We start from the raw sequence: 24,174 nt of genomic DNA on the forward strand, positions 1-24,174 counted from the left end.
GGTAAAATTAAAAATTTATTTGACTCCGCGGTCATTTTATGCTAGACTTTAGACTATAGTGAGGTGTAGACAAAATGCCCAAAACTTTGGCGGAGATTAAAAAGTCATTAGACCTGCATTTAGGGAAAAGGTTGCTGTTAAAAGCAAACGGAGGTCGCAAAAAGACGGTAGAACGTGCCGGAATTCTGCGTGAAACCTATCACTCCGTGTTCGTGATTGAATTGGATCAAGATGAACATGCATTTGAACGTGTATCTTATAGCTACGCGGACATCTTAACTGAAGCAGTGGAAATCACTGTCTTTGAAGGAACAGAAGACGCACTAGTCGTTAAATAATTGAACTCTATTTCATACTTACTTTACAACCCGCTTCGGTGATTTCGCCGGAAGCGGGTTTTTTCTATTGTTCCGGTTCTTCGGAAGCCATGCGTCTGTGTTAAAATAGTTTTCATCAGAACAGAAAAGGAGGCAGTGGAATGCTCTATATAAAAGCGCCTGCCAAAATCAATTTGACGCTGGATGTCTTGTATAAGCGTCCGGATAACTACCACGAAATCGAAATGATCATGACCACCGTCGACTTGGCGGACCGGATCGGCCTGCAAGGAACAGCGAAAGGCATACATATCCAGTCAGCGGACCGCTTCGTGCCGAATGACTCGCGCAATCTGGCATACCAGGCTGCGCAATTGATCAAAGATACATTCAATATCAAGACAGGCGTCATCATCTCGCTCGATAAGCAAATCCCGGTAGCTGCGGGACTTGCCGGCGGCAGCAGCGACGCAGCGGCCACCTTGAAAGGGCTCAACCAGCTATGGCAATTGAATCTGTCGCTCGATGAGCTGGCAGAACTGGGCGCGAAAATCGGCTCTGACGTATCATTTTGCGTATACGGCGGCACAGCGCTCGCGACTGGGCGCGGCGAGGTCATCGAAGAACTGCCGGCGCCTCCGCATTGCTGGGTCATCCTCGCCAAACCATCGCTCGGCGTTTCGACAGCGGATGTATACGGAGCATTCAATCCAGACAAAGCGGATCATCCGGATACGCAAGCGATGATCGCAGCACTCCGTGAAGGGGATTACGAAGCGATGTGCGCTAATCTCGGCAATGCGCTCGAGAGCGTCACGATGAACCTCCACCCCGAAGTTGGGCAGATCAAGGAGCAAATGATCAAATTCGGTGCCGATGCGGTGCTCATGAGCGGCAGCGGTCCGACCGTTTTCGGCCTGGTCAACCAGGAAGCGCGCATTCCGCGCATCTACAACGGCTTGCGCGGCTTCTGTTCCGAAGTATATGCGGTGCGCTTGCTTGGCGACCGGGAGCCTCTTGCTTAAATACGTATATTTATGGTAAGTTTTCATTAGAATATTCGTGTTTAGGAGAGGGTAGTAGTGAAATGGAAGCGCAGTGAACGCTTGGTCGACATGACGCATTATCTATTGGAACATCCGCATCAATTGATTCCGTTGACATATTTTTCGGATCTGTATCAGTCAGCGAAATCTTCGATCAGCGAGGACCTAGGCATCGTCAAGGAAACCTTTGAAGAAAAAGGCATCGGCCTGTTGATGACCGTGCCAGGTGCTTCGGGCGGCGTCAAATATGTACCGAAGATGAAAGATGCCGAGATTCGTCAAGTCATGGACGGATTGATTACGGAATTGAGCCAATCGGACCGGCTATTGCCGGGCGGTTATTTGTATATGACCGATGTGCTCGGCAACCCCCAAATGATGAACCGCGTCGGTAAAGTGTTTGCCAGCGCATTTGCAGGCGAGAAAATCGATGCCATCATGACAGTCGCGACAAAAGGCATCCCAATTGCCCAAGCCATCGCGCGCCACTTGAATGTACCGGTCGTCATCGTCCGCCGCGACAGCAAAGTGACAGAAGGCTCCACAGTCAGCATCAATTACGTCTCGGGTTCCACGCGCCGCATCCAGACGATGGTGTTATCCAAACGCAGCATGAAGAGCGGCCAGCGCGTGCTCATCACCGACGATTTCATGAAAGTCGGGGGCACGATGAACGGCATGAAGAACTTATTGGAAGAATTCGATTGCACATTGGCCGGTGTTGCGGTGCTCGTGGAAGCGGAGCATGCAGACGAACGCCTCGTGGAAAAATATCTCTCCCTCGTCAAATTGGACGAAGTCAGCGAAAAAGACCGGACCATTACATTGAGAGCCGGAAATTATTTTGAAGGAGCGGATTAATATGAAATACGTAGCGACAGATAAAGCAGCAGCGGCGATCGGGCCGTATTCCCAAGGCGTCATTTCAGACGATATGTTCTATAGCTCGGGGCAGATCCCGTTGAAAGCAGATGGAGAGCTCGCACAAGGCGGCATTGCGGAACAAACGCATCAAGTGTTCGCCAATCTTCAGGCTGTCTTGGAAGAAGCGGGATCGTCGCTTCAGCATGTCATCAAGACGACTGTGTTCATCAAAGACATGAACGATTTTGCGGAACTGAACTCTATTTATGCTTCTTATTTCGGCGAGCATAAGCCAGCGCGCTCCACAGTCGAAGTGGCACGCCTGCCAAAAGATGTGAAAGTAGAAATTGAAGTCATTGCGAAAGTTGCACAATAAAACCACCTTTTGGGTGGTTTTTGTTTTATTTTCATTTATTAAGTAAATTTTCTAATAAATTCTGTAATTTTTGAAGGAATTTAGTCCTCTCTCCCGAATACAAATAAAAGCGCCAAAAAATTACAGCAAGAGAAGGGGAGATTTGAGAATGGAAGTAACTGATGTAAGATTGCGCCGCGTTCAGACTGACGGACGCATGCGGGCAATCGCTTCAATCACGCTCGACAATGAATTCGTGGTACACGACATTCGTGTCATCGACGGCAACGACGGGTTATTTGTCGCCATGCCGAGCAAGCGGACGCCGGACGGGGAGTTCCGCGACATTGCACATCCGATCAATTCTGGCACCCGCAATAAATTGCAGGAAGCCGTGCTTGTTGCCTATGAACAAAGTGAAGAGCAGGCAGTTCTAGAGAATGCTGGCATCTGATACGTCAAAGAACCTTCCACTTCAAGAGAAGGTTCTTTTTTATGGGTAAAATTCCATCGATAAGAAATCCCTCTCGTACCAGTCTTGCTCAGAAGGTGAAAAAGCGCGCAATTGCGCTCGCTTCGGGCTTTGTCATGGGATTGTCATGTCCTGTAACCTTGAAAATCAAGGGTTTTTCAGCTATAGTCAATAAGGAAACGTGAAAGTGGCATTTTTTTGCCTAGACTAGGTAGCCCTTTCGCCAGACAATCATTTTTCAGTTAATCAGTTTAAATACAGGAAACGGAGGGATTCGACCAATGGACCATACATACGCGGTAATTTTGGCGGCCGGGCAAGGCACGCGCATGAAATCGAAATTGTATAAAGTACTCCACCCTGTATGCGGCATGCCGATGGTAGAGCACGTAACGGGGAATATTCACCAGCTTGGCGTCGAGAAAATCGTCACGATCGTCGGGCACGGAGCGGAGAAAGTAAAAGACCAGCTGGGGGACATGAGTGAATACGCACTCCAGGAAGAGCAGCTCGGCACAGCCCACGCCGTGCAGCAAGCAGCGCCATTGATTGAAGGAAAAGCTGGGACGACAATCGTCGTATGCGGCGATACGCCTTTGATCCGTGCGGAAACGATGCAGTCACTCATCGACCATCATAAAGAAACCGGCGCTAAAGCGACCATCCTGACGGCTATCGCTGAAGACCCGACAGGCTACGGCCGCATCATCCGGGACGCTTCTGAAAGCGTCGAGAAGATCGTCGAGCAAAAAGACGCATCGACTGCAGAGCAAGCCGTGAAAGAAATCAATACCGGAACCTATTGCTTTGATAACGAAGCTTTGTTCGACGCGTTGAAAAACGTTTCGAATGATAATGTACAAGGCGAATATTATTTGCCGGACGTCATCGAGATCCTGCAAAAACAAGGGGAAATCGTGGCGGCCTTTGCGACCGACAGCTTTGAAGAGACGCTCGGCGTCAATGACCGCGTCGCGCTGAGCCAAGCGGAGACTTTCCTTCGCCGCCGCATTGCTGAGCAACACATGCGCGCGGGTGTGTCGATCATCGACCCGGCGACTGCGTATATCAGTGCACAGGCAAAAATCGGGGCTGATACGATCATCCACCCGAATGTCACCATTGAAGGCGATACAGTCATCGGCGAAGATTGCGTCATCACATCGAATACGCGCATCGTTTCGAGCACAATCGGCGATCGCACGGAAATCCGCAGCTCCGAAGTGTATGACAGCACGATCGGGAACGATACCGCTGTCGGGCCATTCGCCCATATCCGCCCGCAATCTGCGCTCGGAAATGAAGTGAAGATCGGCAATTTCGTGGAAGTGAAAAAATCCGAGATCGGCGTAGGCAGTAAAGTTTCCCATCTGAGCTATATCGGGGATGCGGCAGTCGGAACTGGCGTCAATATCGGCTGTGGCACGATCACGGTCAATTACGACGGCAAGAACAAGCACCTCACGACCATTGAAGATGATTCGTTCATCGGCTGCAACTCGAATTTGATTGCACCGGTGACGATCGGCAAAGGCTCTTATGTCGCAGCAGGGTCGACCATCTCGAAAGATGTGCCTAGCGACGCCTTGGCGATTGGCAGAGCGCGCCAAGAAAATAAAGAAGGCTACGCAAGCAAACTAAACCGCAAATAATAGGAGGGTTCCCCCCAATGGGCATTCAAAATACTAACTCGAAGTTGAAAATCTTTTCGTTGAACTCGAACAAAGAACTCGCTGAGCAAATTGCTGAGCAAGTGGGCTTGCCGCTTGGCAAAAGCTCGGTAACACATTTTAGCGACGGAGAAATCCAGATTAACATCGAAGAAAGCATCCGTGGCTGCGATGTGTTCATCGTCCAATCGACTTCACAGCCGGTCAACGAAAATTTGATGGAGCTATTGATCATGATCGATGCCGTCAAGCGTGCATCTGCGCGTACCGTGAACGTAGTCATCCCATACTACGGCTATGCACGCCAGGACCGTAAAGCACGTTCACGCGAGCCGATCACGGCCAAACTTGTTGCCAACTTGCTTGAAACAGCCGGCGCGACGCGTGTCGTCGTCTTGGATCTCCACGCTCCGCAAATCCAAGGGTTCTTTGATATTTTGATTGACCATCTGGTAGCTGTGCCACTCCTATCCGATCATTTCCTGAACGATCCGAACATCGATCTCGAGAACGCGATCATCGTGTCGCCTGACCACGGCGGGGTTACGCGTGCCCGTAAAATGGCGGACCGCCTGAAAGCGCCGATTGCGATCATCGATAAGCGCCGCCCGCGACCGAACGTTGCCGAAGTCATGAACATCGTCGGGAACGTTGAAGGTAAAACAGCGATCATCATCGATGACATCATCGACACGGCTGGAACGATTTCGATTGCAGCTAGCGCATTGATCGAAAGCGGAGCGAAAGAAGTTTACGCTTGCTGTACGCATCCGGTGCTTTCCGGCCCTGCCGTTCAGCGCATCCAGGATTCCGTCATCAAGGAATTGGTCGTGACCAACTCGATCGCTCTTGCAGATGAGAAGAAAATCGACAAGATCAAACAATTGACGGTTGCACCGCTTCTTGCTGAAACCATCATCCGCGTACACGAACAGAAATCAGTCAGCACTTTATTTGATTGATGGCGCTGGGGTATCCCAGAGTCTTCCAGGTTTCAGCTTTATATGAACAGGGTAGTTATAAACTATGCGTTTAATATAACTGGAGGTTGAAATTATATGGCTATCAAAATGACAGCAGCGAAACGAGAAACAGGAAAGCCGCATTCGGCATTAACCGATTTGCGCGGCGAAGGCCACGTGCCTGGCGTCGTATACGGCTACAAAATGGAAACAACACCAATTGCGGTATCCGAAATCGACTTGATCAAAACTTTGCGTGAATCTGGACGTAACGGCGTCATCAGCTTGGAAATCGGCGGCAAGAGCACGAACGTCGTATTGAGCGATTACCAAATGGATTCATTGAAAGGCAGCTTCAAGCACGTCGACTTCTTGGCGATCAACATGTCTGAAGAAATCGATGTTGATGCAACTGTTCACTTGATCGGCGAATCACCAGGCGAAAAAGAAGGCGGTGTCGTCACGCAGCCGAACCGCGAAGTTCACATTCGCGTCAAGCCGAGCGATATTCCGGATTCTGTCGATATCGACATCAGCGAGCTCGCAATCGGTGACTCTGTGTCGGTCAGCGACATCCGCGACAAGTTCAGCTTTGAAATCTTGAACGACGATGACTTCCTGTTGATCTCTGTTACAGCACCACGTACAGAAGAAGAGCTAGAAGAGCTTGAAACAACAGACGAAGGCGAAGAGCCTGAAGTAATCGGCGACAACGAAGAAGAAGCAGCCGGCGAAGAAAAAGAATAATTCCTGCAATGCTCAAACAGGGACTGCCCACCGGCAGTCCCTGTTTTTATTGCATGCGCACGGATTATGGTAAAATAAAAGGCAGTGAAGAAGTAAAAGGAGTTTGCTATGAAAATGATCATCGGCCTGGGGAATCCAGGAAAACCATATGAAGAAACCCGCCACAATATCGGCTTTCACGTAATCGACCGGTTGGCGAAAGAATGGAACGCCTCGCTCACGCAGTCCAAGTTCAAGGGGATGTATTCCGTCGTCCACCGCCCAGAAGGCAAAGTGATGCTCGTTAAGCCGCTGACCTATATGAATCTATCCGGCGAATGTATCGGCCCTTTGATGGATTATTACAATGTCGACATGGAAGACATTGTGGTCATCTACGACGATCTGGATTTGCCGGCAGGACAGCTCCGCTTGCGCCAAAAAGGCAGCGCCGGTGGCCACAACGGCATCAAGTCACTGATCCAGCATCTTGGCACCCAGCAGTTCAACCGCATGCGCATCGGCATCAGCCGCCCGCCTGCCGGAATGAAAGTGCCGGATTACGTACTCGCTAAGTTCAATGCTGAAGAAAAGCCATTGATGCAAGAGGCGGTCGGAAAAAGTGCGGATGCGTGCAATTACTGGCTGTCGAAACCATTTATCGAAGTCATGAACGAATACAACGGTTAATCGCTTTGGCGCATGCGTGCGTCCAAGGCTTTTTCCCGTTTCCTATCGTTTTTAAAAGGGTAATATAGCCATCAAACGGCTTAATTTTGGACAGGAAGGAGGAATCTTCATGAAGCACATTTTGCAGACATTTTTAGGGGATTCCCACACTCAATCGTTTATCAAAGAACTGAAAAAAGGCCAGGACCACCAGCTGATCTCGGGCTTATCCGGCAGCGCGCGCCCAATTTTTTATCAGACGGTCTATGAAGAACTCGACAAGCCGCTGCTCGTCGTGACGCCGAATTTGCTGCATGCCCAACGGGTCTATGACGATTTGGTCAGGCTCATGGGGGAGCGGCGCGTGCGTTTGTATCCAGCGGAAGAAACGATCGCCGCAGATATTGCATTTTCCGGACCGGAACTGCGTGCCCACCGCATCGACACGCTCGACCATATGAAATCGACCGGCAAAGGCATTTACGTCACGCCGGTTTCCGGCTTGCGCAAATTATTGCCGTCCCCGGCACAATGGGACGGGGCGACTTTGCGCGTTGCGGACGGAGATGAACTCGAGACCGAGAACTGGCTATTGAAGCTTGTTGCAATGGGCTATTCCCGCACGACAATGGTCACTTCACCCGGCGAATTCGCTTTGCGCGGCGGCATCCTTGATGTCTATCCGCTGCATTTCGAGCATCCAGTGCGCATTGAACTATTCGATACGGAAGTCGATTCCATCCGCCTGTTCTCCGCAGAAGACCAGCGCTCGCTTGAGAAAATCGAGTCGCTGTGCATTTTGCCGGCTGTCGAATTGGTGTTGTCAGCAGGACAGAAGCGTGTATTGGCAGACCGAATCGAAGATCAATTGACCGCGAGTTTGAAGAAGCTCAAGGATGACGATACGAAAGAGTTGATGCTGCAATACGTACAGCATGATATCGATACACTCCGGAGCGGCGACGAACCGGAACAGCTGGCGAAGTACGCCGCTTTGGTCGACTCGCAATCCGCTTTTCTTGGCGATTATTTCCCTGAAGACGGCGTCGTGTTTTTCGATGAGCTCGGACGCATCCAAGAGATGACCGAAACGCTGGAGCGCGAAGAAGCGGAGTGGACGGTGTCGCTCCTCGAAGAAGGAAAGTTCCTCCACGATGTGCCATTAGCGTACCCGTTCCGTGACGTGTTGTCGAAACTCAAGCAACCGGCCAATTTCCTGTCGCTCTTTACACGGACTTTCCCGCTCGTCACGATCAAGAAATCGCTTGCCTATTCCTGCAAGCCGATGCAATCGTTCCACGGGCAGATGAATTTACTGCAAGCTGAAATGGAACGCTGGACGCTCGGCAAATTCCGTGTATTTGTCGTGGCAAGCGGCGAAGAACGGCTGCAAAAAGTACGCTCTGTTTTGGAAGATTATGAAATGGAAGCGGAAATTATTACCGAAAAAACCATCGTACAAGACGGCAAAACCTATCTCGTCGACGGTGAATTGTCGGGCGGCTTTGAAATGCCGCTGCAGCGCATGGCCGTCATTACAGATGCGGAATTGTTCAAAAAGCAGCCAAAGAAAAAAACCCGCGCACAAAAATTGACCAATGCCGAACGCATCAAGAGCTATTCGGAGATCAAGCCGGGCGATTATATCGTCCACATCCATCACGGCATCGGCCGGTTTGTCGGCATTGAGACATTGGAAAGCGGCGGTGTCCATAAAGATTATCTTCACATCGTCTATAAAGGCGATGATAAATTATTTGTGCCGGTCGATAAAATCGACCTCGTCCAGAAATACATCGCCTCGGAAGAAAAGGAACCAAAGCTCCATAAAATGGGCGGCGTCGAATGGAAGAAGACACGCACGAAAGTATCGGCGGCCGTACAGGATATCGCTGATGACTTGATCAAGCTGTATGCGGAACGTGAAGCGCTCGAAGGCTTTACGTTCAGCGAAGACCAGGACATGCAGCGCCAATTCGAAACGGAATTCCCTTACGAGGAAACGCCTGACCAATTGCGCTCTATCGATGAAGTGAAAAAAGACATGGAGAGAAAGCGCCCGATGGACCGCTTAATCTGCGGTGATGTCGGCTACGGCAAAACGGAAGTCGCCATCCGTGCGGCATTCAAAGCGGTGCTAGACGGCAAGCAAGTAGCATTCCTCGTGCCGACCACCATTCTCGCCCAGCAGCATTTTGAAACGATGAGCGAGCGTTTCAAGGATTACCCGATCGAAGTCGGCCTCATGAGCCGCTTCCGCTCGAAAAAACAGCAAACTGAAACGGTCAAAGGCTTGAAGAACGGTTCGGTCGATGTCGTCGTCGGCACGCACCGCATCTTATCGAAAGATGTCGTGTATAAAGATCTCGGCTTGTTGATCATCGATGAAGAGCAGCGTTTCGGGGTGACCCATAAAGAGAAAATCAAGCAGTTGAAATCGACGGTGGATGTCTTGACCTTGACGGCGACGCCGATTCCGCGTACTTTGCACATGTCGATGATCGGCGTGCGCGATCTGTCCGTCATCGAGACGCCTCCTGCCAACCGTTTCCCGGTGCAGAGCTATGTCATGGAGCATAATGGCGGTCTCGTGCGTGAAGCGATCGAACGCGAGATGGCGCGCGGCGGCCAAGTGTTTTATTTATACAACCGTGTGAGCGATATGACCCGCAAAGTGGACGAGATCCAGCAGCTCGTTCCGGAAGCGCGCGTCGGCTATGCCCATGGGCAGATGTCTGAGACCGAACTCGAATCGATCATTCTCGGCTTCCTCGACGGCGAATACGATGTCCTCGTGACGACGACGATCATCGAAACCGGCATCGACATCCCGAATGTCAATACGCTCATCGTCTATGACGCCGACCGCATGGGCTTGTCGCAGCTGTATCAATTGCGGGGCCGCGTCGGGCGCTCGAGCCGCGTGGCGTATGCGTATTTCATGTATCAGCGCGATAAAGTGCTGACGGATGTCGCCGAAAAACGGTTGATGGCCATCAAGGAATTCACCGAACTCGGCTCCGGCTTTAAAATTGCCATGCGCGATTTGTCGATCCGCGGGGCGGGCAATTTGCTCGGCTCCCAGCAGCACGGCTTTATCGACTCGGTCGGTTTCGATTTGTATTCGCAAATGCTCGAAGAAGCAATCGAAGAACGCCGCACCGGCATGAAGAAAGAAGTCGTGCCGGAAGTGGAAATCTCGCTGACGGAAGATGCCTATATTCCGGATAGCTATATTGCCGACGGCTACCAGAAGATCCAAATGTACAAACGCGTCAAAAACATGGAAACTGCAGAAGAAATGATCGACTTGCAGGATGAATTGATCGACCGTTTTGGCGATTTGCCGATCGAAGCCGAGCAATTGCTGCGCATCGCCCGCATGAAAGTCTGGGCACGCGCTGCCGGTGTCGACTCGATCAAGCAGCAAGGCGACCGTGTCACTATCAAATTGAGCGATGCTGGAACAGAAGCGATCGACGGCGGCAAAGTCGTCGAAGCTTCCGGCAGCTACGGACGTGCAGTCGGCTTCACGATGAATGGCCAGGCACTTGTTTTGAATATAGACGGCAAGAAGACCGGCAAGCACCATCCGTTTGATGTACTCGAAGGCATGATGGAGATTCTGGCTGATTCTGTCCGGGAAGAGGCGTCTGTCGGGTGATGCGGGGGACAAGCAGATGACGGCGCAGCATTCGATGGCCAGTTTCTTGAAAGGTGCCGCGTTACTTACACTCGCAGGGTTTGTCGTCAAACTGCTGAGCGCTGTTTACCGGGTGCCGTTTCAGAACCTGGTCGGCGACGAGGGCTTTTATATTTATCAGCAAGTGTATCCATTCGTGGCGATTTTCGGCATTTGGACGTCCTACGGCTTTGCAGTCGCTGTATCGAAATTATTGGCAGAGCAGCACGATTCAAAGCATGCCGGCATTTTACGAACGGCTACCTGGCTTATGGTAATTCTTTCCGCCTCAGCATTCGCCGCGCTCTATTTCGGGGCTGGCATGCTGGCAAGCTGGATGGGCGATCCTTTGCTTGCCGGATTGCTGCGGGCAGGGGCGTTTGCGGTCGTCTTCATGGCACCGCTTGCAATTATGAAAGGTCGACTTCAGGCAACTGGCAATATGGCACCGGTCGCTACGGCTCAAGTCGCAGAACAGGCAGTGCGCGTCTCGGTCATTTTGATCGGCGCATTTGCTGCTGTCAGCTATGGCCTCTCGCTTTATGTCGCAGGGCAAGTGGCAATCGCCGCTGCGGGCGCCGGCGCATTCGCGGCTGTGCTGTTATTATGGCGTTCTTATCGGAGTCAAAGAGAGCGCCCCATTGGCACTTTCGACCGGGGAATGGCGAAGAACCTGCTGTTTACAAGCCTTAGCGTCAGCATGAGTTCGCTGTTATTGGTGCTGTTTCAGCTGGTCGATTCGTTTACTGTCTATCGTCTGCTCGAACAGCCGCTCGGGACGGAGGCTGCCATGGAACAAAAAGGCATCTATGACCGTGCGCAACCGCTTGTGCAATTCGGCATTTTATTGGCGACTTCTTTGACGCTGTCGCTCGTGCCGCTTATTGCCCGTACGATGCAGGAAAAAAGCGGCCGCAGCCCGGCACTATACGCGAGCCTCGCATTTCGCGTGTCCGTGTTGTTTGCGGTCGCCGCATCCGCCGGGTTGACGCTGGTTATGCCTTATGTCAATGAAGCTTTATTCCAGACGCCGGACGGATCTGTTGCACTCATCGTTTTTAATTGGCAAATCGTTTCGATGTCACTTGTGCTGGTGCTGACGGCGATTCTGTACGGTTTCGGAAAAATCCGCGTGCCGGCGCTGTTATTGTTTGTCGGTTTGATTCTGAAACTGGCTGGCAATCTATTGCTCGTGCCACTGTACGGCATCACCGGGGCAGCGCTTGCCGGCAATATTGGCTTGGTCTTTATTGCGGCAGCGCTCATCTGGTATTTTAAGAAAGTTTGGCCGCTGCAATTTGCTCACGCCCGTTTTTACGGCTGGCTCACAGCAGCGTCTGTGGCGATGACGATCGCGGTTTACGCCTTTGTAGTAGTGCTCGTGCCGCTATTGCCATGGTCCGGCCGGTGGGAAGCCGTATTCATCACACTGACCGCCGTGCCGCTCGGCGCTGCCGTGTTTTTACTGGTGGTGGCGAAATCACGGATCATCACCGAAAGGGAATGGTACATTATCCCGTTCGGACGCCGGCTGGCTGCGTTGCAATTGGCGCTCAATCCACGAAAGAAAAGGAGTTAGACAATGCATACCATTCATATACTCGGCCTTGGCGCCGGGGATCTTCTGCAATTGCCGCTCGGCGTATACCGTACCTTGAAAGAGGCGGACCCGCTTTACTTGCGGACAGCGGATCACCCGGTCGTTACAGAGCTGGAAACAGAAGGCTTACGTTACAAGAGCTTTGATGCAATTTACGAAAAGCATGACGATTTTGCGCCGGTTTATAAGGAAATCGCCGAGACGCTTATTGCGCTTGCGGAAAACGTATCCGTTTATTACGCAGTGCCGGGACATCCGCTCGTTGCAGAACAGACGGTACAATTTTTGATCGAAGCAGAAAAACAAGGGCGCTGTGAATTGTCGATCGCCGGGGGGCAAAGCTTTTTGGACGCTATATTCGGCGCGTTGCGCATCGATCCGATCGAAGGCTTCCAGCTGGTCGACGGCATCGGCCTCGACAGCGACCGGTTGAATATGACCGAACACATTTTGATCGCGCAAGTGTATGACCAATTCAGCGCATCCGAAGTGAAACTATCGCTGATGGAGAAATACCCGGAAGATTACCCGGTAACGATTGTTACAGCCGCAGGGGCCACTTCAGAGCGCCTGCGTACGGTGCCGCTCCACGAACTCGACCGTTCGGCGGAAATCGATAATTTGACGACTGTCTACGTGCCGCCTGCAACGGAGCAGACGCAGCGGTTGAAAGAATGGCAGACATTCCGTGAAATCATCGCGAAACTGCGCAGTCCTGAAGGCTGCCCGTGGGACCGCGAGCAGACACATGAATCACTGCGTCCTTATTTACTCGAAGAAGCGCACGAATTGCTGCAGGCGATCGAAGAGGAAGATGACGAAGCCATCGCGGAAGAACTCGGCGATGTGCTGCTGCAAGTATTCTTGCACGCGCAAATCGGCCAAGACAGCGGCTATTTCCAACTCGAAGATGTGCTAGAAGCCATTAGCGATAAAATGATCCGCCGCCATCCGCATGTGTTCAGTGATGTGGAAGTGGCGTCGTCAGATGAAGTCGTGGATAATTGGCAAGCAATCAAGCGCCAGGAAAAACCGGCGGGCGAATCGCTGCTCGATGGCCAGGACCGCTACAGCTCCTCGTTATTGACCTCGTATAATTATCAGAAGAAAGCCGCAAAAGCAGGCTTCACGTGGAAAGATGCGGACGGCGCATGGGCGAAGTTCGAAGAGGAATTGCAGGAGTTCAAGATTGAAGTGGCGAATGGTTCCAAAGACCAACAGCTCGATGAATTCGGCGACCTGTTGTTCACGCTCGTCAACATCGCGCGTTTTTACGGCTTGTCGCCCGAACAGGCAATGGTCCAAGCGAACCATAAATTCCGCACGCGCTTTTCGCACGTAGAGCAGCGCGCGCAAGAAGACGGCCGCACGTTTTCAGATTACACATTAGACCAGCTCGACAGCTTCTGGAACGAAGCAAAAGCTGGACACAGAGAGGACGAAAATCATGAGACTCGATAAATTCCTGAAAGTTTCCCGTTTGATCAAACGCCGCACTTTGGCGAAAGAAGTAGCCGATCAAGGCCGCATTTTGGTCAATGGCAATAAAGCGAAAGCAAGCAGCGTCGTCAAAGAAGGCGACGAACTGCAGATCCGCTTCGGGCAAAAAGTGGTCACTGCCCGCATCGACCAATTACGCGAAAACGTCCGCAAAGAACAAACAGCGGAAATGTACACGATCCTGAACGAAGAAAAGCTCGATAAAGTGGATCCGAGCTTTGTAGACGATGAGGCATAAAGAATGAAAAAGAACCCAGCCGGTTAGCGGTTGGGTTCTTTTTGTATGTTGAAAAAAATGTTGTGAACAGTTGGAGTGGAATAGTGATGAGGGAAGATTGCGCTTCAAATGCTGCTTTCCCGGGGCGGGCGTCGAGCCTCCTCGTCGCGCAAAAATCATGCGCTCCTGTGGGGTCTCTCAAACCCGCTGATCCCTCAGGCGTCGCCGCCCTACACTCCATCTCTAGGTTTCGAATGGTGGTTAATTGCGTCACCCTCTCAATTTAGTAAATGAAGAAATAAAGTGCACTTTTTCTCGGTAGACCAGTTTACTGATTTTGTTCAGCCCATGCATTGCCAACAAAGCGACGTACTCAAAGGCAGACGAGTCATACAAAACCGGAACCATCTTACTTATTTACTTCAATGAAATATCCAAGCCGCCACGCGCACAAGGGTGAGCCGAAGCAATGAGACAGCGGGTTTCTGGCTCATTGCGAAAGGCCAACCCCAAGCGAGGCAGCGACTAACAAAGCGATGCAAAATACAATGAACGACCCCCGTCGCATACAAGCTGCATGGCCCAACTCTTTTGACCAATTAAGCTACTCACCCAAAAGCGGACGAACCGTACAAAACCGAAACCATCCGACTCACTCGATTCAACGAAATGTCCAAGCCCCTCGCGCTTAAGGGTGAAGCGAAGCCAAGAGACAGGCGTTCTTCCTGGCTCATGGCGGGAGCTCAACCCCGAGCGAGGCGGCGGCTACCAAGGTGACAAAAAAAGCTTACTCCTCTGTACATTAAAACGCCACTCCGCTAAAAATTCGACAACCCCAAAAAGAGCCTCGCCAGTTGCAGGCAAGGCTCTTCATTCGTATCAATAAGTTCAATCACCTATCAAAGTTACGAGCACCGCTTTTTGGGCATGCAGGCGGTTTTCGGCTTCCTGAAAAATGACCGAATGGGGGCCTTCCAAAATATCGGTCGTCACTTCTTCCTCGCGATGCGCCGGGAGGCAGTGCATAAAGATGTAATCCGCTTTCGCGTGCTGAACCAGTTCCGCGTTCACTTGGAATCCTTCAAAATCATTCAAACGTTTAATGGCTTCGGCTTCCTGACCCATGCTCGCCCAGACATCCGTATAAATGGCATCGCTGTTTTTCACGGCTTCGACGGGATCATGGGTCACCGTCACCACAGAACCGCTATCTTTTGCGATGACTTGCGCGAGTTCGACCATTTCCGCCTGCGGCTCATAGCCTTTCGGGGCGGCGATCGCGATGTCGAGCCCGACTTTTGCGGCACCGATCATCAAGGAATTGGCCATATTATTGCCATCCCCGATATACGCCAGCTTGCGGCCTTTCAACTCGCCGAAATGTTCGATGAGCGTCATGAGATCAGCCAGCACTTGACACGGGTGGTAATCGTCGGTCAAGCCGTTGATGACGGGAATCGAGCTGAACTTGGCGAGCTCTTCCACAGCGGACTGATGGAATGTGCGGATCATCAAGCCGTCCAAATACCCCGATAGCACACGGGCCGTATCGGCAATCGTTTCACCGCGGCCAAGCTGGGTATCCTGAGAACTCAAGAACATTGCGTGCCCACCGAGCTGCAGCATGCCGGCTTCAAACGACACGCGTGTGCGGGTCGATGATTTCTCGAAGATCATGCCGAGCACTTTTCCTTTCAAGAGCGGTAAATGTTTATTTTCAGGTTTCTTTAATTCAATCGCTAAATTAAGCAAATCAAGAATTTCCTCGGTGCTATAGTCTTTCAATGAGAGAAAATCTTCCTGGGCAACCGTTGGGGCAAGCGGCATGATCATTGTCATTGGGCAAGCACTCCCTTCAAACGTTCAGATTGGTTTTTTTGGCTAGCGGCGTAAGCATCGGCCGTTTCCGGGCGTGACCAAGCGTGGAGGCGGTGGATGGCCGCTTGCGCCATGCGGCCGGCGTCGGGTGTTTCGGAAAAGTCGATGTAGGCGGCAGCGTCTTTCGATGTTAACCACTCGTTAAACGAAAGTTGGTCTTCGGTGACGATCGTGAAGCCTTGTGCGCGCCAAGAATTGAGTTGCTCGTAATCGACGCTGTCCTGCGCGGCAAATAGCGTTGAGCCTGTTGCAAGTTTCGCCAGCTGGACGGAAGCGCCGGTCAATGCTTTCTCGAGCGCGTCTTCAAACAGCTTGGCTGTGCCAATCACTTCGCCGGTCGACATCATCTCGGGCGACAGGACAGGGGACAGGCCAGGCAATTTAATATGGGAGAACACCGGCGCTTTGACGGTGAAGTCCGGTTGTCCGTTATACATGTCTTCGATGCCGAGCTCATCGTACGGCATGCCGAGCAGTAGGGCGGTTGCGTGCTGAACGAGCGGTACATCCGTCACTTTCGAGCTGATCGGCGCTGTGCGCGACGCCCGCGGATTGATTTCCATGACGAATAATTGATCTTCTTCGTAGACGAATTGAATATTGAATAGCCCTGTGTAGTCAAGCTGCCTCGCAATATGCTTTGCGGTATCGATCAGCTTTTGCTGCTGGACATCTGTTAATGTCACGGGCGGCGTGCTCGCGATGCTGTCGCCGGAATGGACACCGGTTCCTTCGAGATGCTCGAAGATCGCCGACACCCAGACGTTGTCGCCGTCCGTTAAAATATCGGCTTCGGCTTCTTTGCCGGTGACGAAATGGTCGACCAATACCGGAAACGCCTTGTCCGCGCCCGCGAGCCAAGCATCAAGCTCCGCTTGGTCGTGAAGCACGATCATGCCGCGTCCACCGATGACGTAAGAAGGGCGAAGCAAGACCGGGAAGCCGAGATTTTCCGCTGCGGGCAGCACTTCTTCCGGCGCATTCGCCGTCGTCCCGGGGATGGTCGGCAAGCCGATCGACTCGAGAAACGCATAAAAGCGGTCGCGGTCTTCCATTTGGTCCAGCAAATCGACCGATGAACCGAGCACGGTAATGCCCGCTTCTTCAAGTGCTTTCGCCAAATTAAGTGAAGTCTGGCCGCCGAATTGGAGGATGACTTGGTGGATGCCCTCAAATTCCAGGACGTTCAAGACATCTTCCGCCGTGATTGGTTCGAAATAAAGCGCATCGGCAACTTCGTAATCGGTGCTGACGGTTTCCGGGTTGTTGTTGATCATGACCGCTTCATAGCCAAGCTTCTGTGCGGCCATAACGCTGTGCACGCAGCAATAATCGAATTCGATGCCTTGCCCAATGCGGATTGGGCCGGATCCGACGACCGCGACTTTTTTCGCATCATTCGAACGGTCGACGTCTGCAGCATTGTCCCATGTGGAATAGAAATAATTTGTATTCGAACGGAACTCAGCGGCGCATGTATCGATCATCCGGTAGGCTGGCGCAATTTTATAGCTTCTGCGCTGTCCCCAAATTTCAGCTGCCGGCACATTCCAAATATCGGCCATTTGCTGGTCGCTGAAGCCGAGCTTTTTCGCCTGTAATAAGCGATCAGCAGTCACGGAGTTCCAGCTGATCGATTTGAGGTCTTGCCACTCTGTAACAATATTCGATAAAACGTATAAGAAATAAGGCGTGATGCCAGTGATGGCATGCAGTTCATCCGTGGTTTTCCCGCGAATGAGCAATTCGAACAGCACGAACAAACGGCGGTCGTCCGGCTTCATTGCGAGTTCCAATAAATCGCCTGTCGGCAATGAGGAGATGGCAGGCAGGCGGAACCCATCTATCGGAAGTTCAAGCGAGCGCAACGCTTTTTGCATGGCGGCTTCCATGCGGCGTTCGATCGCCATCACTTCGCCGGTCGCCTTCATCTGCGTGCCGAGCGTGCGGTCTGCTAAAGGAAATTGGTCGAACGGCCAGCGCGGGATTTTCAAGGCGACGTAATCGAGTGCCGGCTCGAAGCTGGCATAGGTCGTGCCGGTCACCGGGTTCTTCAATTCATCGAGCGTATAGCCGATGGCGAGCTTGGCGGCGATTTTCGCGATCGGGTAGCCGGTCGCTTTGGAAGCGAGCGCGGATGAGCGGCTGACACGCGGGTTGACTTCAATCAAAAAATAATCGGAGGTTTCCGGATGGAGGGCGAACTGCACATTGCAGGCGCCGATGATGCCGAGCGCTTCGATGATGTTGATGCAAGACGTGCGCAGCATGTGAAAATCCGGATCGTTCAAAGTTTGGCTCGGGGCGACGACAATCGAATCGCCCGTATGCACACCGACCGGATCCAAGTTCTCCATATTGCAGACCGTGATGCATGTGCCTGCTGCATCGCGCATCACTTCATATTCGATTTCCTTATAGCCGGCGATGCTCGTCTCGACGAGGCATTGCTTGATCGGGCTCGCCGACAAGCCTTGCGTGACCAGCTTGATGTAAGCTGCTTCGTCGCTTGCGATGCCGCCGCCGAAACCGCCGAGCGTATAGGCAGGACGGACGATAACGGGATAGCCCGTGCGCTGTGCAAAAGCGAGCGCTCCGTCGAGCGAATAGATGATGTCGGAATCAGGCACCGGCTCGCCAAGTTGCTTCATCAAGGAGCGGAACTGGTCGCGGTCTTCCGCTTTTTTGATGGCGGTCATATCGGTGCCGAGCAATTCGACGCCGTATTGCTCCAAGATGCCAGCATCCGCGAGCGCCATTGCCAAATTCAAGCCGGTCTGGCCGCCGACGGTCGCAAGCAAGCCATCGGGACGTTCTTTCTCGATGATGTTCGTAGCGGATTCGAGTGTCATTGGTTCGAAATACACTTTGTCCGAGACGCTTTCATCGGTCATGATCGTTGCCGGGTTGTTATTGATGAGCACCACTTCGATGCCTTCTTCTTTTAGAGCCAAGCACGCTTGGGTGCCGGAATAGTCGAACTCAGCGGCTTGGCCGATGACGATGGCGCCGGATCCGATGACGAGCACTTTTTCAATAGAGTCTAATTTAGGCATGCATTTTCACCTTCTTCATTTCATTTGCGGTCTCCAGGAATTGGTGGAACAAAGCGAGATGATCCGCTGGGCCGGGAGCTGCTTCCGGGTGGAATTGAACCGTCGTAATCGGCAATTGCGGATGAATCAAGCCTTCGATGCTGCCGTCGTTGACGTTTTCATACAGTATCTCGAACGGCGTTTCATTCAAGCTCTCCGCTTCGACGACATAGCTATGATTTTGGGAGCTCATGCTAACGCGTCCGGTCTTATTGTTTTTGACGGGATGGTTGGCACCGCGATGGCCGTAAGCGAGCTTCGCTGTTTTCGCGCCGAAAGCAGCAGCCAGCACCTGATGGCCGAGGCAAATGCCGAACGACGGATAGCGTTCTGCCCAGTCGCGGTAGACCGGCAAGCGACTATTCAGTGCTTGCGGATCTCCCGGGCCGTTCGAGAACAATAGCCCGTCAACGCCGAGAGTTTTGGGAAGGTCGGCTGCTCCGTTGTAAGGGATGACGCTCACCGTGCAGCCAAGAGTGAGCAATTCTTTTAAAATGGATGCTTTGTAATGGAAATCGACCAGGCCGATATGCAAAGGGCCTTCGCCGATTTGCTTCGTCTCTGCCGCTGCGCCAGCCGGGAAAAAGTCGGTCTTGATCATTTGCCACGGTTGTTCAGCCGCATCCTCGTGAAGGAGCTGCGCCGGCATGGTGCCCGTTTCACGAACCTGTTGGATGACTGAGCGTGTATCGATGCCGCTGAGGAGCGGAACGCCTTGCGCTTCGGCGAATTGTGCCAGCGAAATTGCCTGTTTGGGTAACGGGCCTGCATACAGCTCTGCAACGATGATGCCAGAGGCTTGAATTTTTTCGGATTGTGCATAAAGCGATTCGATGCCGTATTGGCCAATCAAAGGATACGAAAAAACGATGACCTGTCCTTTATAGGACGGGTCGGTAATAACTTCCTCATAGCCGGTCATGCCGGTAAAAAAGACGACCTCTCCCTGTACCGCCGCTTGTGTGCCGTGCCACGATCCCGTAAATGATGCGCCGTTCGACAAAATCAATTTTCCTGTCATGCCCCACACTCCTTTTTATGAATATATATGCAATATAAGTAATTTTTATAATAAATGATGTGTTCTGTATTATAATGTTGCATAAAAATTAAGTCAACAGTATTTTTATTAATTGTCATGGGAATTGGTTAAATTCCGGTAAAATGCAGGAAAAAAGGAGAAAGGGCTTACAGAAAATCTTTTTAAATGGAATGTTTTTCATGTATAATAATCACAAAATCAGTAGGGAAGGGGCGTCCATAAGTGAAGAGAGAGAAAATGCATGAAAATCAGGGAGTGACCCCGCTGCAAAATGAATACACGCGGGCTGCAGAAATTGAAGACGCACGAAAAAAGCGGCATAAAGTAGTATTGTACAGACGCTTGGCGGTGTTCGGCTTGGTGGTGCTGTTGACGAGCATTTGGCTGGGCTCAACCATTTATGCACAATCCCAGACCATTGCCGGCAAAGAACAGCTCCAGCAGGAAAAGCTGGCCGAGCTAGAAGAAGTACAGAAACAGCAAGCCAAGCTCGAAGAACAGATCCGTTTATTGAACGACGACGATTATGTGTCGAAGCTGGCGCGCAAAGATTATTTCCTGTCGGATGAGGGCGAGATTATTTTCACCTTGCCGAATGATGCCGAGAAACCGCAAGAAGATGGCGAAGAAAAAGAGTAGTCGGTTGACACTCTTCCTTTCATCGCTATAATTAAAGGTGGGATCAGTCCCGCAAACTGTCAATTTGGCCCGAATTTGGAGTCATCTTAAATTTTAAGGAGGAGCATTTTTTTTATGTCGATTGAAGTAGGCAGCAAGTTAGAAGGAAAAGTCACGGGTATTACAAACTTTGGAGCGTTCGTACAGCTTCCAACCGGTGCAACAGGCCTCGTGCATATTAGTGAAGTCGCCGACAACTATGTGAAAGATATTAACGATCACTTGAAAGTTGGCGAAATGGTAGAAGTGAAAGTGATGAATGTAGAAGCAGACGGGAAAATCGGTTTGTCGATCCGCAAAGCGAAGCCTCAGCCAGAAGGCGGCACAAGCCGTCCAAGCCGTCCGCGTCCGAACAATCGTTCTTTTGACCGCGCCCCTAAGGAAACCTTCGAAACGAAGATGGCAAAATTCCTGAAAGACAGCGAAGACAACCTGTCGACGCTAAAGCGTGCCACAGAATCCAAGCGTGGCGGTCGTGGAGCGAAAAGAGGCTAACTTGCTAGCTGTTTTAATAGCATAGAGAAAATGCTTCAACTTAGTTGAACTGTGAAGATGGAACGCTTCTCCTTTCGGGGAGGGCGTTTTTTTTATCGCCCGAAAAGTGCGAAGCGGTAGGAGAATGGGAGGCACTTGTCTAAGTAAGTAGACAGCTCAGCAGGCTTTCGTCCTGCACGATACAGCGGAAAGGTGTGGAAAGGATGGAACAACAGCAAGTCCTTCAGGCATTTGACGACTACGAAGTCTACATGGAATCGCTCCAAAAGACCTTATCCGAATCCGATGACGCACATAAGCCGATCGCAGACGGCAAATGGTCAATCGCGCAGATGGTCATGCATCTCGCAGAATGGGACCGTTTTATCCGCAGCGAGCGGCTGCCGCACATGGAAGAAGGGGTGCATCTGGATCCTTTGCCAGAAGTTGATGAATTCAACCGCCGTGCCATCGATAAAGCCGACACGATGGATTTTTCGTCAATTGTCACACAAGCCATTGAAGAACGCCGTTTGTTGAGAGAGCGGCTGGCATCTGCCACTCCCAGTCAATGGAATGCCGTGTTCTACGTTGATGATAAGAACATGACGATGGGTCGCTATTTCGGGGGTCTCGCCGAACACGATGCCCACCATTTCAAGCAGATCGATACTTTTTTAACATAAAAAAAAAGCGCCCTCCATGATGGAGGGCGCTGCTTATGATAGGATGGCGGCAGAGGGGATCGAACCCCCGACCTCACGGGTATGAACCGTACGCTCTAGCCAGCTGAGCTACGCCGCCTTGTTCAAACGAACAGTTTATATCATACTATCCTTAATACATATATGTCAATTAGCATTTTATGTTTTTGCGATATTTATTTTATTCAGGCTGGAAAATAAACAGAACAGGAGGGCATGCCGTGAATCATTATGAACAAACGATGCTTGCATACCATACAAAACACGGGTTATTCGAAACTGGCGAGCGGCTTGTCATCGGCGTTTCGGGCGGCATCGATTCGATGGTTCTTTTGCATTTTCTCTCGAAAAAGCGGCATCAATTGGGCGTACACCTCACAGCAGTGCATATCGATCACATGTTGAGGGGGGAACAATCTGCGCAAGACCGCCGCTTCGTCGAGCAGCATTGCCAGCTGTGGGAGGTGCCGTGTGAAAGTTTTGCAGTCCCTATCCCTGCGATTTTAGCTGAAAATGGTGGAAACACGCAAAGTGTCTGCCGGGAAGAACGCTACCGGATATTCGAGCAAGTGATGGAAAAAACGGAATCCACCGTCCTCATCACGGCCCATCATGCAGACGACCAATTGGAGACGATTTTGATGGAAGGCATGCGCGGCAGCCTGCGAAACGGGGCTTTTGGCATGCGCATCAAGCGGCCATTTGGCGGCGGCATGCTCGTCCGGCCGCAGCTTGCTGTCACCAAACGGGAAATTGCCCAGTATGCGGAACTGGATAAAGTGCCATACCGCGAAGACCCGAGCAATGCCAGTGACGCTTACACGCGCAACCGTATCCGCAAGACCATCGTGCCGGCGATGGCACAGGAAAACCCTCGCGCTTCGTTACACTTTTCCGAGCTTGCCGAACAGATCAATGAAGATGCAGCGTTCCTCCAGCAGCTCGCCGTACAAACGCTAAAGGAATTGCTGCTATCAGGTCAGGAATTGCTTATTTCTGCCGAAAGTTTCAGAAGCCATCCCTCTGCTTTACAAAAAAGGATGGTTCTACTACTATTAAACTATCTATATGATGACAAGCGAGTGTTAATAACGAGCCATTTGGCGGAACAAGTGCGCGAGCTGCTGCAAAGTTCCTCGGGCACTGTTTTTTTACATTTGCCGCAAAATTATATGATGATACGCCAATACGACCAGGTATTCTTTGAAAAATCAAAAGAATTCCTCCAGCGCCAGCAGGTAGATATCGGTTATGTTTGGTCGCCGCCTGTCCTGGGCTCCCGTTACCGGGTTGTGCCAGTGGGCGAAGAGCCGGAAGCAGAGAATGCCGTTTTTTGGTATTTCCACTCCGAAGAGACGGATTTTACGCTCCGCGGAAGGGAGCCTGGCGACCGCATCTTGCTTGCGGGCATGAACCAGGCGAAAAAACTGGCGCGGCTGATGATTGATGAGAAGATCCCATCGCAACAGCGGGACAACTGGCCAATCATCGTAGCCGGAACAAATCGAGTATTACTGGTGCCCGGTTTGCGCACCGCCGCTTGCCTGAGCCGGACCAAGCGTTCGGAAGACAACCGAGTATTAGTTGAACAATGCATAGACTATGCAAAATGAGGAAGAAACTAGGAGGCCCACCATGCTACAAAAGGACATTAAAGAAGTATTGATCAGCGAACAACAGCTTCAGGAAAAAGCACGCGAACTCGGCGACACATTGACGCGTGATTATGAAGGGAAATACCCGCTTGCCATCGGCGTATTAAAAGGCGCTATGCCATTCATGGGCGACCTCATGAAACGTTTTGACGGTTATGTGGAAATGGATTTCATGGATGTTTCAAGCTACGGAAACGCAACGGTTTCTTCAGGCGAAGTCAAAATCGTCAAGGATTTGAACGCAAGCGTCGAAGGCCGTGACTTGCTGATCATCGAAGACATTATCGACAGTGGGCTGACACTGAGCTATTTGGTGGACTTGTTCAAATACCGCAAAGCGAATTCCATTAAAATCGTCACGCTTCTCGACAAGCCAACTGGCCGCAAAGTGGACTTAAAAGCGGATTATATCGGCTTTGAAGTGCCGGATGCGTTCGTTGTCGGCTACGGCTTGGACTACGCAGAAAAGTACCGCAACCTTCCATATATTGGAATTCTTAAGCCAGCTGTCTATAGCGGCGAAGAGGAATAGTCAAAGAACGTTCAAAGAGCCGATGATTTCAAGCAT

General features: G+C 51.4%; 21 protein-coding genes and 1 tRNA gene. 18 read left to right on the forward strand and 4 right to left on the reverse strand.

The window, feature by feature from the left end:
* The first annotated feature begins 74 nt into the window (after positions 1-74).
* From veg to DFR62_RS16870, 13 genes are all read left to right on the forward strand, one after another.
* Positions 75-338, forward strand: a complete 264-nt coding sequence (gene veg, locus DFR62_RS16810; RefSeq protein ID WP_058382232.1) for a biofilm formation stimulator Veg — start codon at positions 75-77, stop codon at positions 336-338.
* A 140-nt stretch (positions 339-478) separates the two neighbouring features.
* On the forward strand, positions 479-1,342 hold the full coding sequence (ispE, locus tag DFR62_RS16815; RefSeq protein WP_058382231.1) for a 4-(cytidine 5'-diphospho)-2-C-methyl-D-erythritol kinase: 864 nt from the start codon (positions 479-481) through the stop codon (positions 1,340-1,342).
* A gap of 57 nt (positions 1,343-1,399) precedes the next feature.
* The gene (gene purR / locus DFR62_RS16820; RefSeq protein WP_058382230.1) at positions 1,400-2,224 is read left to right on the forward strand and encodes a pur operon repressor; all 825 of its coding nucleotides are present in this window, start codon (positions 1,400-1,402) and stop codon (positions 2,222-2,224) included.
* A 1-nt stretch (position 2,225) separates the two neighbouring features.
* Positions 2,226-2,603, forward strand: a complete 378-nt coding sequence (locus DFR62_RS16825) for a RidA family protein (RefSeq protein ID WP_121301360.1) — start codon at positions 2,226-2,228, stop codon at positions 2,601-2,603.
* 148 nt (positions 2,604-2,751) lie between these two features.
* Complete coding sequence (gene spoVG, locus DFR62_RS16830) at positions 2,752-3,036, forward strand: septation regulator SpoVG (RefSeq protein WP_121301361.1); 285 nt, start codon at positions 2,752-2,754, stop codon at positions 3,034-3,036.
* Between the two features lie 299 nt (positions 3,037-3,335).
* Positions 3,336-4,706 carry a bifunctional UDP-N-acetylglucosamine diphosphorylase/glucosamine-1-phosphate N-acetyltransferase GlmU gene (gene glmU, locus DFR62_RS16835; RefSeq protein ID WP_121301362.1) on the forward strand — a complete coding sequence of 457 codons (1,371 nt, stop codon included), beginning with the start codon at positions 3,336-3,338 and terminating at the stop codon, positions 4,704-4,706.
* Between the two features lie 17 nt (positions 4,707-4,723).
* A complete protein-coding gene (locus DFR62_RS16840; protein WP_058382226.1) occupies positions 4,724-5,686 on the forward strand; it encodes a ribose-phosphate diphosphokinase in 963 nt (320 codons plus the stop codon).
* 96 nt (positions 5,687-5,782) lie between these two features.
* Positions 5,783-6,433, forward strand: coding sequence for a 50S ribosomal protein L25/general stress protein Ctc (locus DFR62_RS16845; RefSeq protein WP_058382225.1), 651 nt, complete (start codon positions 5,783-5,785; stop codon positions 6,431-6,433).
* A 108-nt stretch (positions 6,434-6,541) separates the two neighbouring features.
* Positions 6,542-7,102: an aminoacyl-tRNA hydrolase gene (pth, locus tag DFR62_RS16850; RefSeq protein WP_121301363.1), complete on the forward strand. Its 561-nt coding sequence runs from the start codon at positions 6,542-6,544 to the stop codon at positions 7,100-7,102.
* A 109-nt stretch (positions 7,103-7,211) separates the two neighbouring features.
* Positions 7,212-10,745, forward strand: coding sequence for a transcription-repair coupling factor (gene mfd, locus DFR62_RS16855; RefSeq protein ID WP_121301364.1), 3,534 nt, complete (start codon positions 7,212-7,214; stop codon positions 10,743-10,745).
* 16 nt (positions 10,746-10,761) lie between these two features.
* The gene (locus DFR62_RS16860; protein WP_121301365.1) at positions 10,762-12,342 is read left to right on the forward strand and encodes a putative polysaccharide biosynthesis protein; all 1,581 of its coding nucleotides are present in this window, start codon (positions 10,762-10,764) and stop codon (positions 12,340-12,342) included.
* A 3-nt stretch (positions 12,343-12,345) separates the two neighbouring features.
* On the forward strand, positions 12,346-13,824 hold the full coding sequence (gene yabN / locus DFR62_RS16865) for a bifunctional methyltransferase/pyrophosphohydrolase YabN (RefSeq protein ID WP_121301366.1): 1,479 nt from the start codon (positions 12,346-12,348) through the stop codon (positions 13,822-13,824).
* Positions 13,811-14,101 carry an RNA-binding S4 domain-containing protein gene (locus DFR62_RS16870; protein ID WP_058382220.1) on the forward strand — a complete coding sequence of 97 codons (291 nt, stop codon included), beginning with the start codon at positions 13,811-13,813 and terminating at the stop codon, positions 14,099-14,101. The genes yabN and DFR62_RS16870 overlap by 14 nt, the downstream gene beginning before the upstream one ends.
* An 867-nt stretch (positions 14,102-14,968) precedes the next feature.
* Here the strand turns inward: DFR62_RS16870 and argF are convergent.
* The 3 genes from argF to DFR62_RS16885 are packed head-to-tail and all read right to left on the reverse strand — an operon-like array spanning position 14,969 to position 20,074.
* A complete protein-coding gene (gene argF, locus DFR62_RS16875; protein ID WP_121301367.1) occupies positions 14,969-15,919 on the reverse strand; it encodes an ornithine carbamoyltransferase in 951 nt (316 codons plus the stop codon).
* A complete protein-coding gene (locus DFR62_RS16880) occupies positions 15,916-19,014 on the reverse strand; it encodes a carbamoyl phosphate synthase large subunit (RefSeq protein WP_121301368.1) in 3,099 nt (1,032 codons plus the stop codon). Before DFR62_RS16880 ends, argF begins: the two co-directional genes overlap by 4 nt.
* On the reverse strand, positions 19,007-20,074 hold the full coding sequence (locus tag DFR62_RS16885) for a carbamoyl phosphate synthase small subunit (protein WP_121301369.1): 1,068 nt from the start codon (positions 20,072-20,074) through the stop codon (positions 19,007-19,009). The genes DFR62_RS16880 and DFR62_RS16885 overlap by 8 nt, the downstream gene beginning before the upstream one ends.
* Positions 20,075-20,317: 243 nt before the next feature.
* Between DFR62_RS16885 and DFR62_RS16890 the strand changes: the two genes are divergently transcribed.
* The 3 genes from DFR62_RS16890 (at position 20,318) to DFR62_RS16900 (ending at position 21,933) form a co-directional block, all read left to right on the forward strand.
* Positions 20,318-20,734, forward strand: coding sequence for an FtsB family cell division protein (locus DFR62_RS16890; protein ID WP_237150654.1), 417 nt, complete (start codon positions 20,318-20,320; stop codon positions 20,732-20,734).
* Positions 20,735-20,848: 114 nt separating this feature from the next.
* Positions 20,849-21,268, forward strand: a complete 420-nt coding sequence (locus DFR62_RS16895; RefSeq protein ID WP_058382215.1) for a S1 domain-containing RNA-binding protein — start codon at positions 20,849-20,851, stop codon at positions 21,266-21,268.
* A gap of 203 nt (positions 21,269-21,471) precedes the next feature.
* Positions 21,472-21,933: a DinB family protein gene (locus DFR62_RS16900; RefSeq protein WP_121301370.1), complete on the forward strand. Its 462-nt coding sequence runs from the start codon at positions 21,472-21,474 to the stop codon at positions 21,931-21,933.
* 44 nt (positions 21,934-21,977) lie between these two features.
* On the opposite strand, the gene DFR62_RS16905 is transcribed toward DFR62_RS16900, so the two are convergent.
* Positions 21,978-22,051: transfer RNA gene (locus DFR62_RS16905), tRNA-Met, on the reverse strand.
* Between the two features lie 121 nt (positions 22,052-22,172).
* On the opposite strand from DFR62_RS16905, the gene tilS reads away from it, so the two are divergent.
* Positions 22,173-23,564: a tRNA lysidine(34) synthetase TilS gene (tilS, locus tag DFR62_RS16910; RefSeq protein ID WP_121301371.1), complete on the forward strand. Its 1,392-nt coding sequence runs from the start codon at positions 22,173-22,175 to the stop codon at positions 23,562-23,564.
* A 22-nt stretch (positions 23,565-23,586) separates the two neighbouring features.
* Complete coding sequence (gene hpt, locus DFR62_RS16915; RefSeq protein WP_058382213.1) at positions 23,587-24,138, forward strand: hypoxanthine phosphoribosyltransferase; 552 nt, start codon at positions 23,587-23,589, stop codon at positions 24,136-24,138.
* The last annotated feature ends 36 nt before the right edge of the window (positions 24,139-24,174 follow it).

Source organism: Planococcus citreus, assembly GCF_003664125.1.
GTDB lineage: Bacteria > Bacillota > Bacilli > Bacillales_A > Planococcaceae > Planococcus > Planococcus citreus.

Bases quoted from the DNA above. Each gene is read 5' to 3' on its own strand.
- DFR62_RS16845 (WP_058382225.1), top strand. From the start codon at position 5,783: ATGGCTATCAAAATGACAGCAGCGAAACGAGAAACAGGAAAGCCGCAT.
- DFR62_RS16900 (WP_121301370.1), top strand. From the start codon at position 21,472: ATGGAACAACAGCAAGTCCTTCAGGCATTTGACGACTACGAAGTCTAC.
- glmU (WP_121301362.1), top strand. From the start codon at position 3,336: ATGGACCATACATACGCGGTAATTTTGGCGGCCGGGCAAGGCACGCGC.
- spoVG (WP_121301361.1), top strand. From the start codon at position 2,752: ATGGAAGTAACTGATGTAAGATTGCGCCGCGTTCAGACTGACGGACGC.
- DFR62_RS16870 (WP_058382220.1), top strand. From the start codon at position 13,811: ATGAGACTCGATAAATTCCTGAAAGTTTCCCGTTTGATCAAACGCCGC.
- DFR62_RS16825 (WP_121301360.1), top strand. From the start codon at position 2,226: ATGAAATACGTAGCGACAGATAAAGCAGCAGCGGCGATCGGGCCGTAT.
- mfd (WP_121301364.1), top strand. From the start codon at position 7,212: ATGAAGCACATTTTGCAGACATTTTTAGGGGATTCCCACACTCAATCG.
- yabN (WP_121301366.1), top strand. From the start codon at position 12,346: ATGCATACCATTCATATACTCGGCCTTGGCGCCGGGGATCTTCTGCAA.
- veg (WP_058382232.1), top strand. From the start codon at position 75: ATGCCCAAAACTTTGGCGGAGATTAAAAAGTCATTAGACCTGCATTTA.
- DFR62_RS16840 (WP_058382226.1), top strand. From the start codon at position 4,724: ATGGGCATTCAAAATACTAACTCGAAGTTGAAAATCTTTTCGTTGAAC.
- hpt (WP_058382213.1), top strand. From the start codon at position 23,587: ATGCTACAAAAGGACATTAAAGAAGTATTGATCAGCGAACAACAGCTT.
- DFR62_RS16880 (WP_121301368.1), bottom strand. From the start codon at position 19,014: ATGCCTAAATTAGACTCTATTGAAAAAGTGCTCGTCATCGGATCCGGC.
- ispE (WP_058382231.1), top strand. From the start codon at position 479: ATGCTCTATATAAAAGCGCCTGCCAAAATCAATTTGACGCTGGATGTC.
- DFR62_RS16860 (WP_121301365.1), top strand. From the start codon at position 10,762: ATGACGGCGCAGCATTCGATGGCCAGTTTCTTGAAAGGTGCCGCGTTA.
- argF (WP_121301367.1), bottom strand. From the start codon at position 15,919: ATGACAATGATCATGCCGCTTGCCCCAACGGTTGCCCAGGAAGATTTT.
- DFR62_RS16885 (WP_121301369.1), bottom strand. From the start codon at position 20,074: ATGACAGGAAAATTGATTTTGTCGAACGGCGCATCATTTACGGGATCG.
- DFR62_RS16895 (WP_058382215.1), top strand. From the start codon at position 20,849: ATGTCGATTGAAGTAGGCAGCAAGTTAGAAGGAAAAGTCACGGGTATT.
- pth (WP_121301363.1), top strand. From the start codon at position 6,542: ATGAAAATGATCATCGGCCTGGGGAATCCAGGAAAACCATATGAAGAA.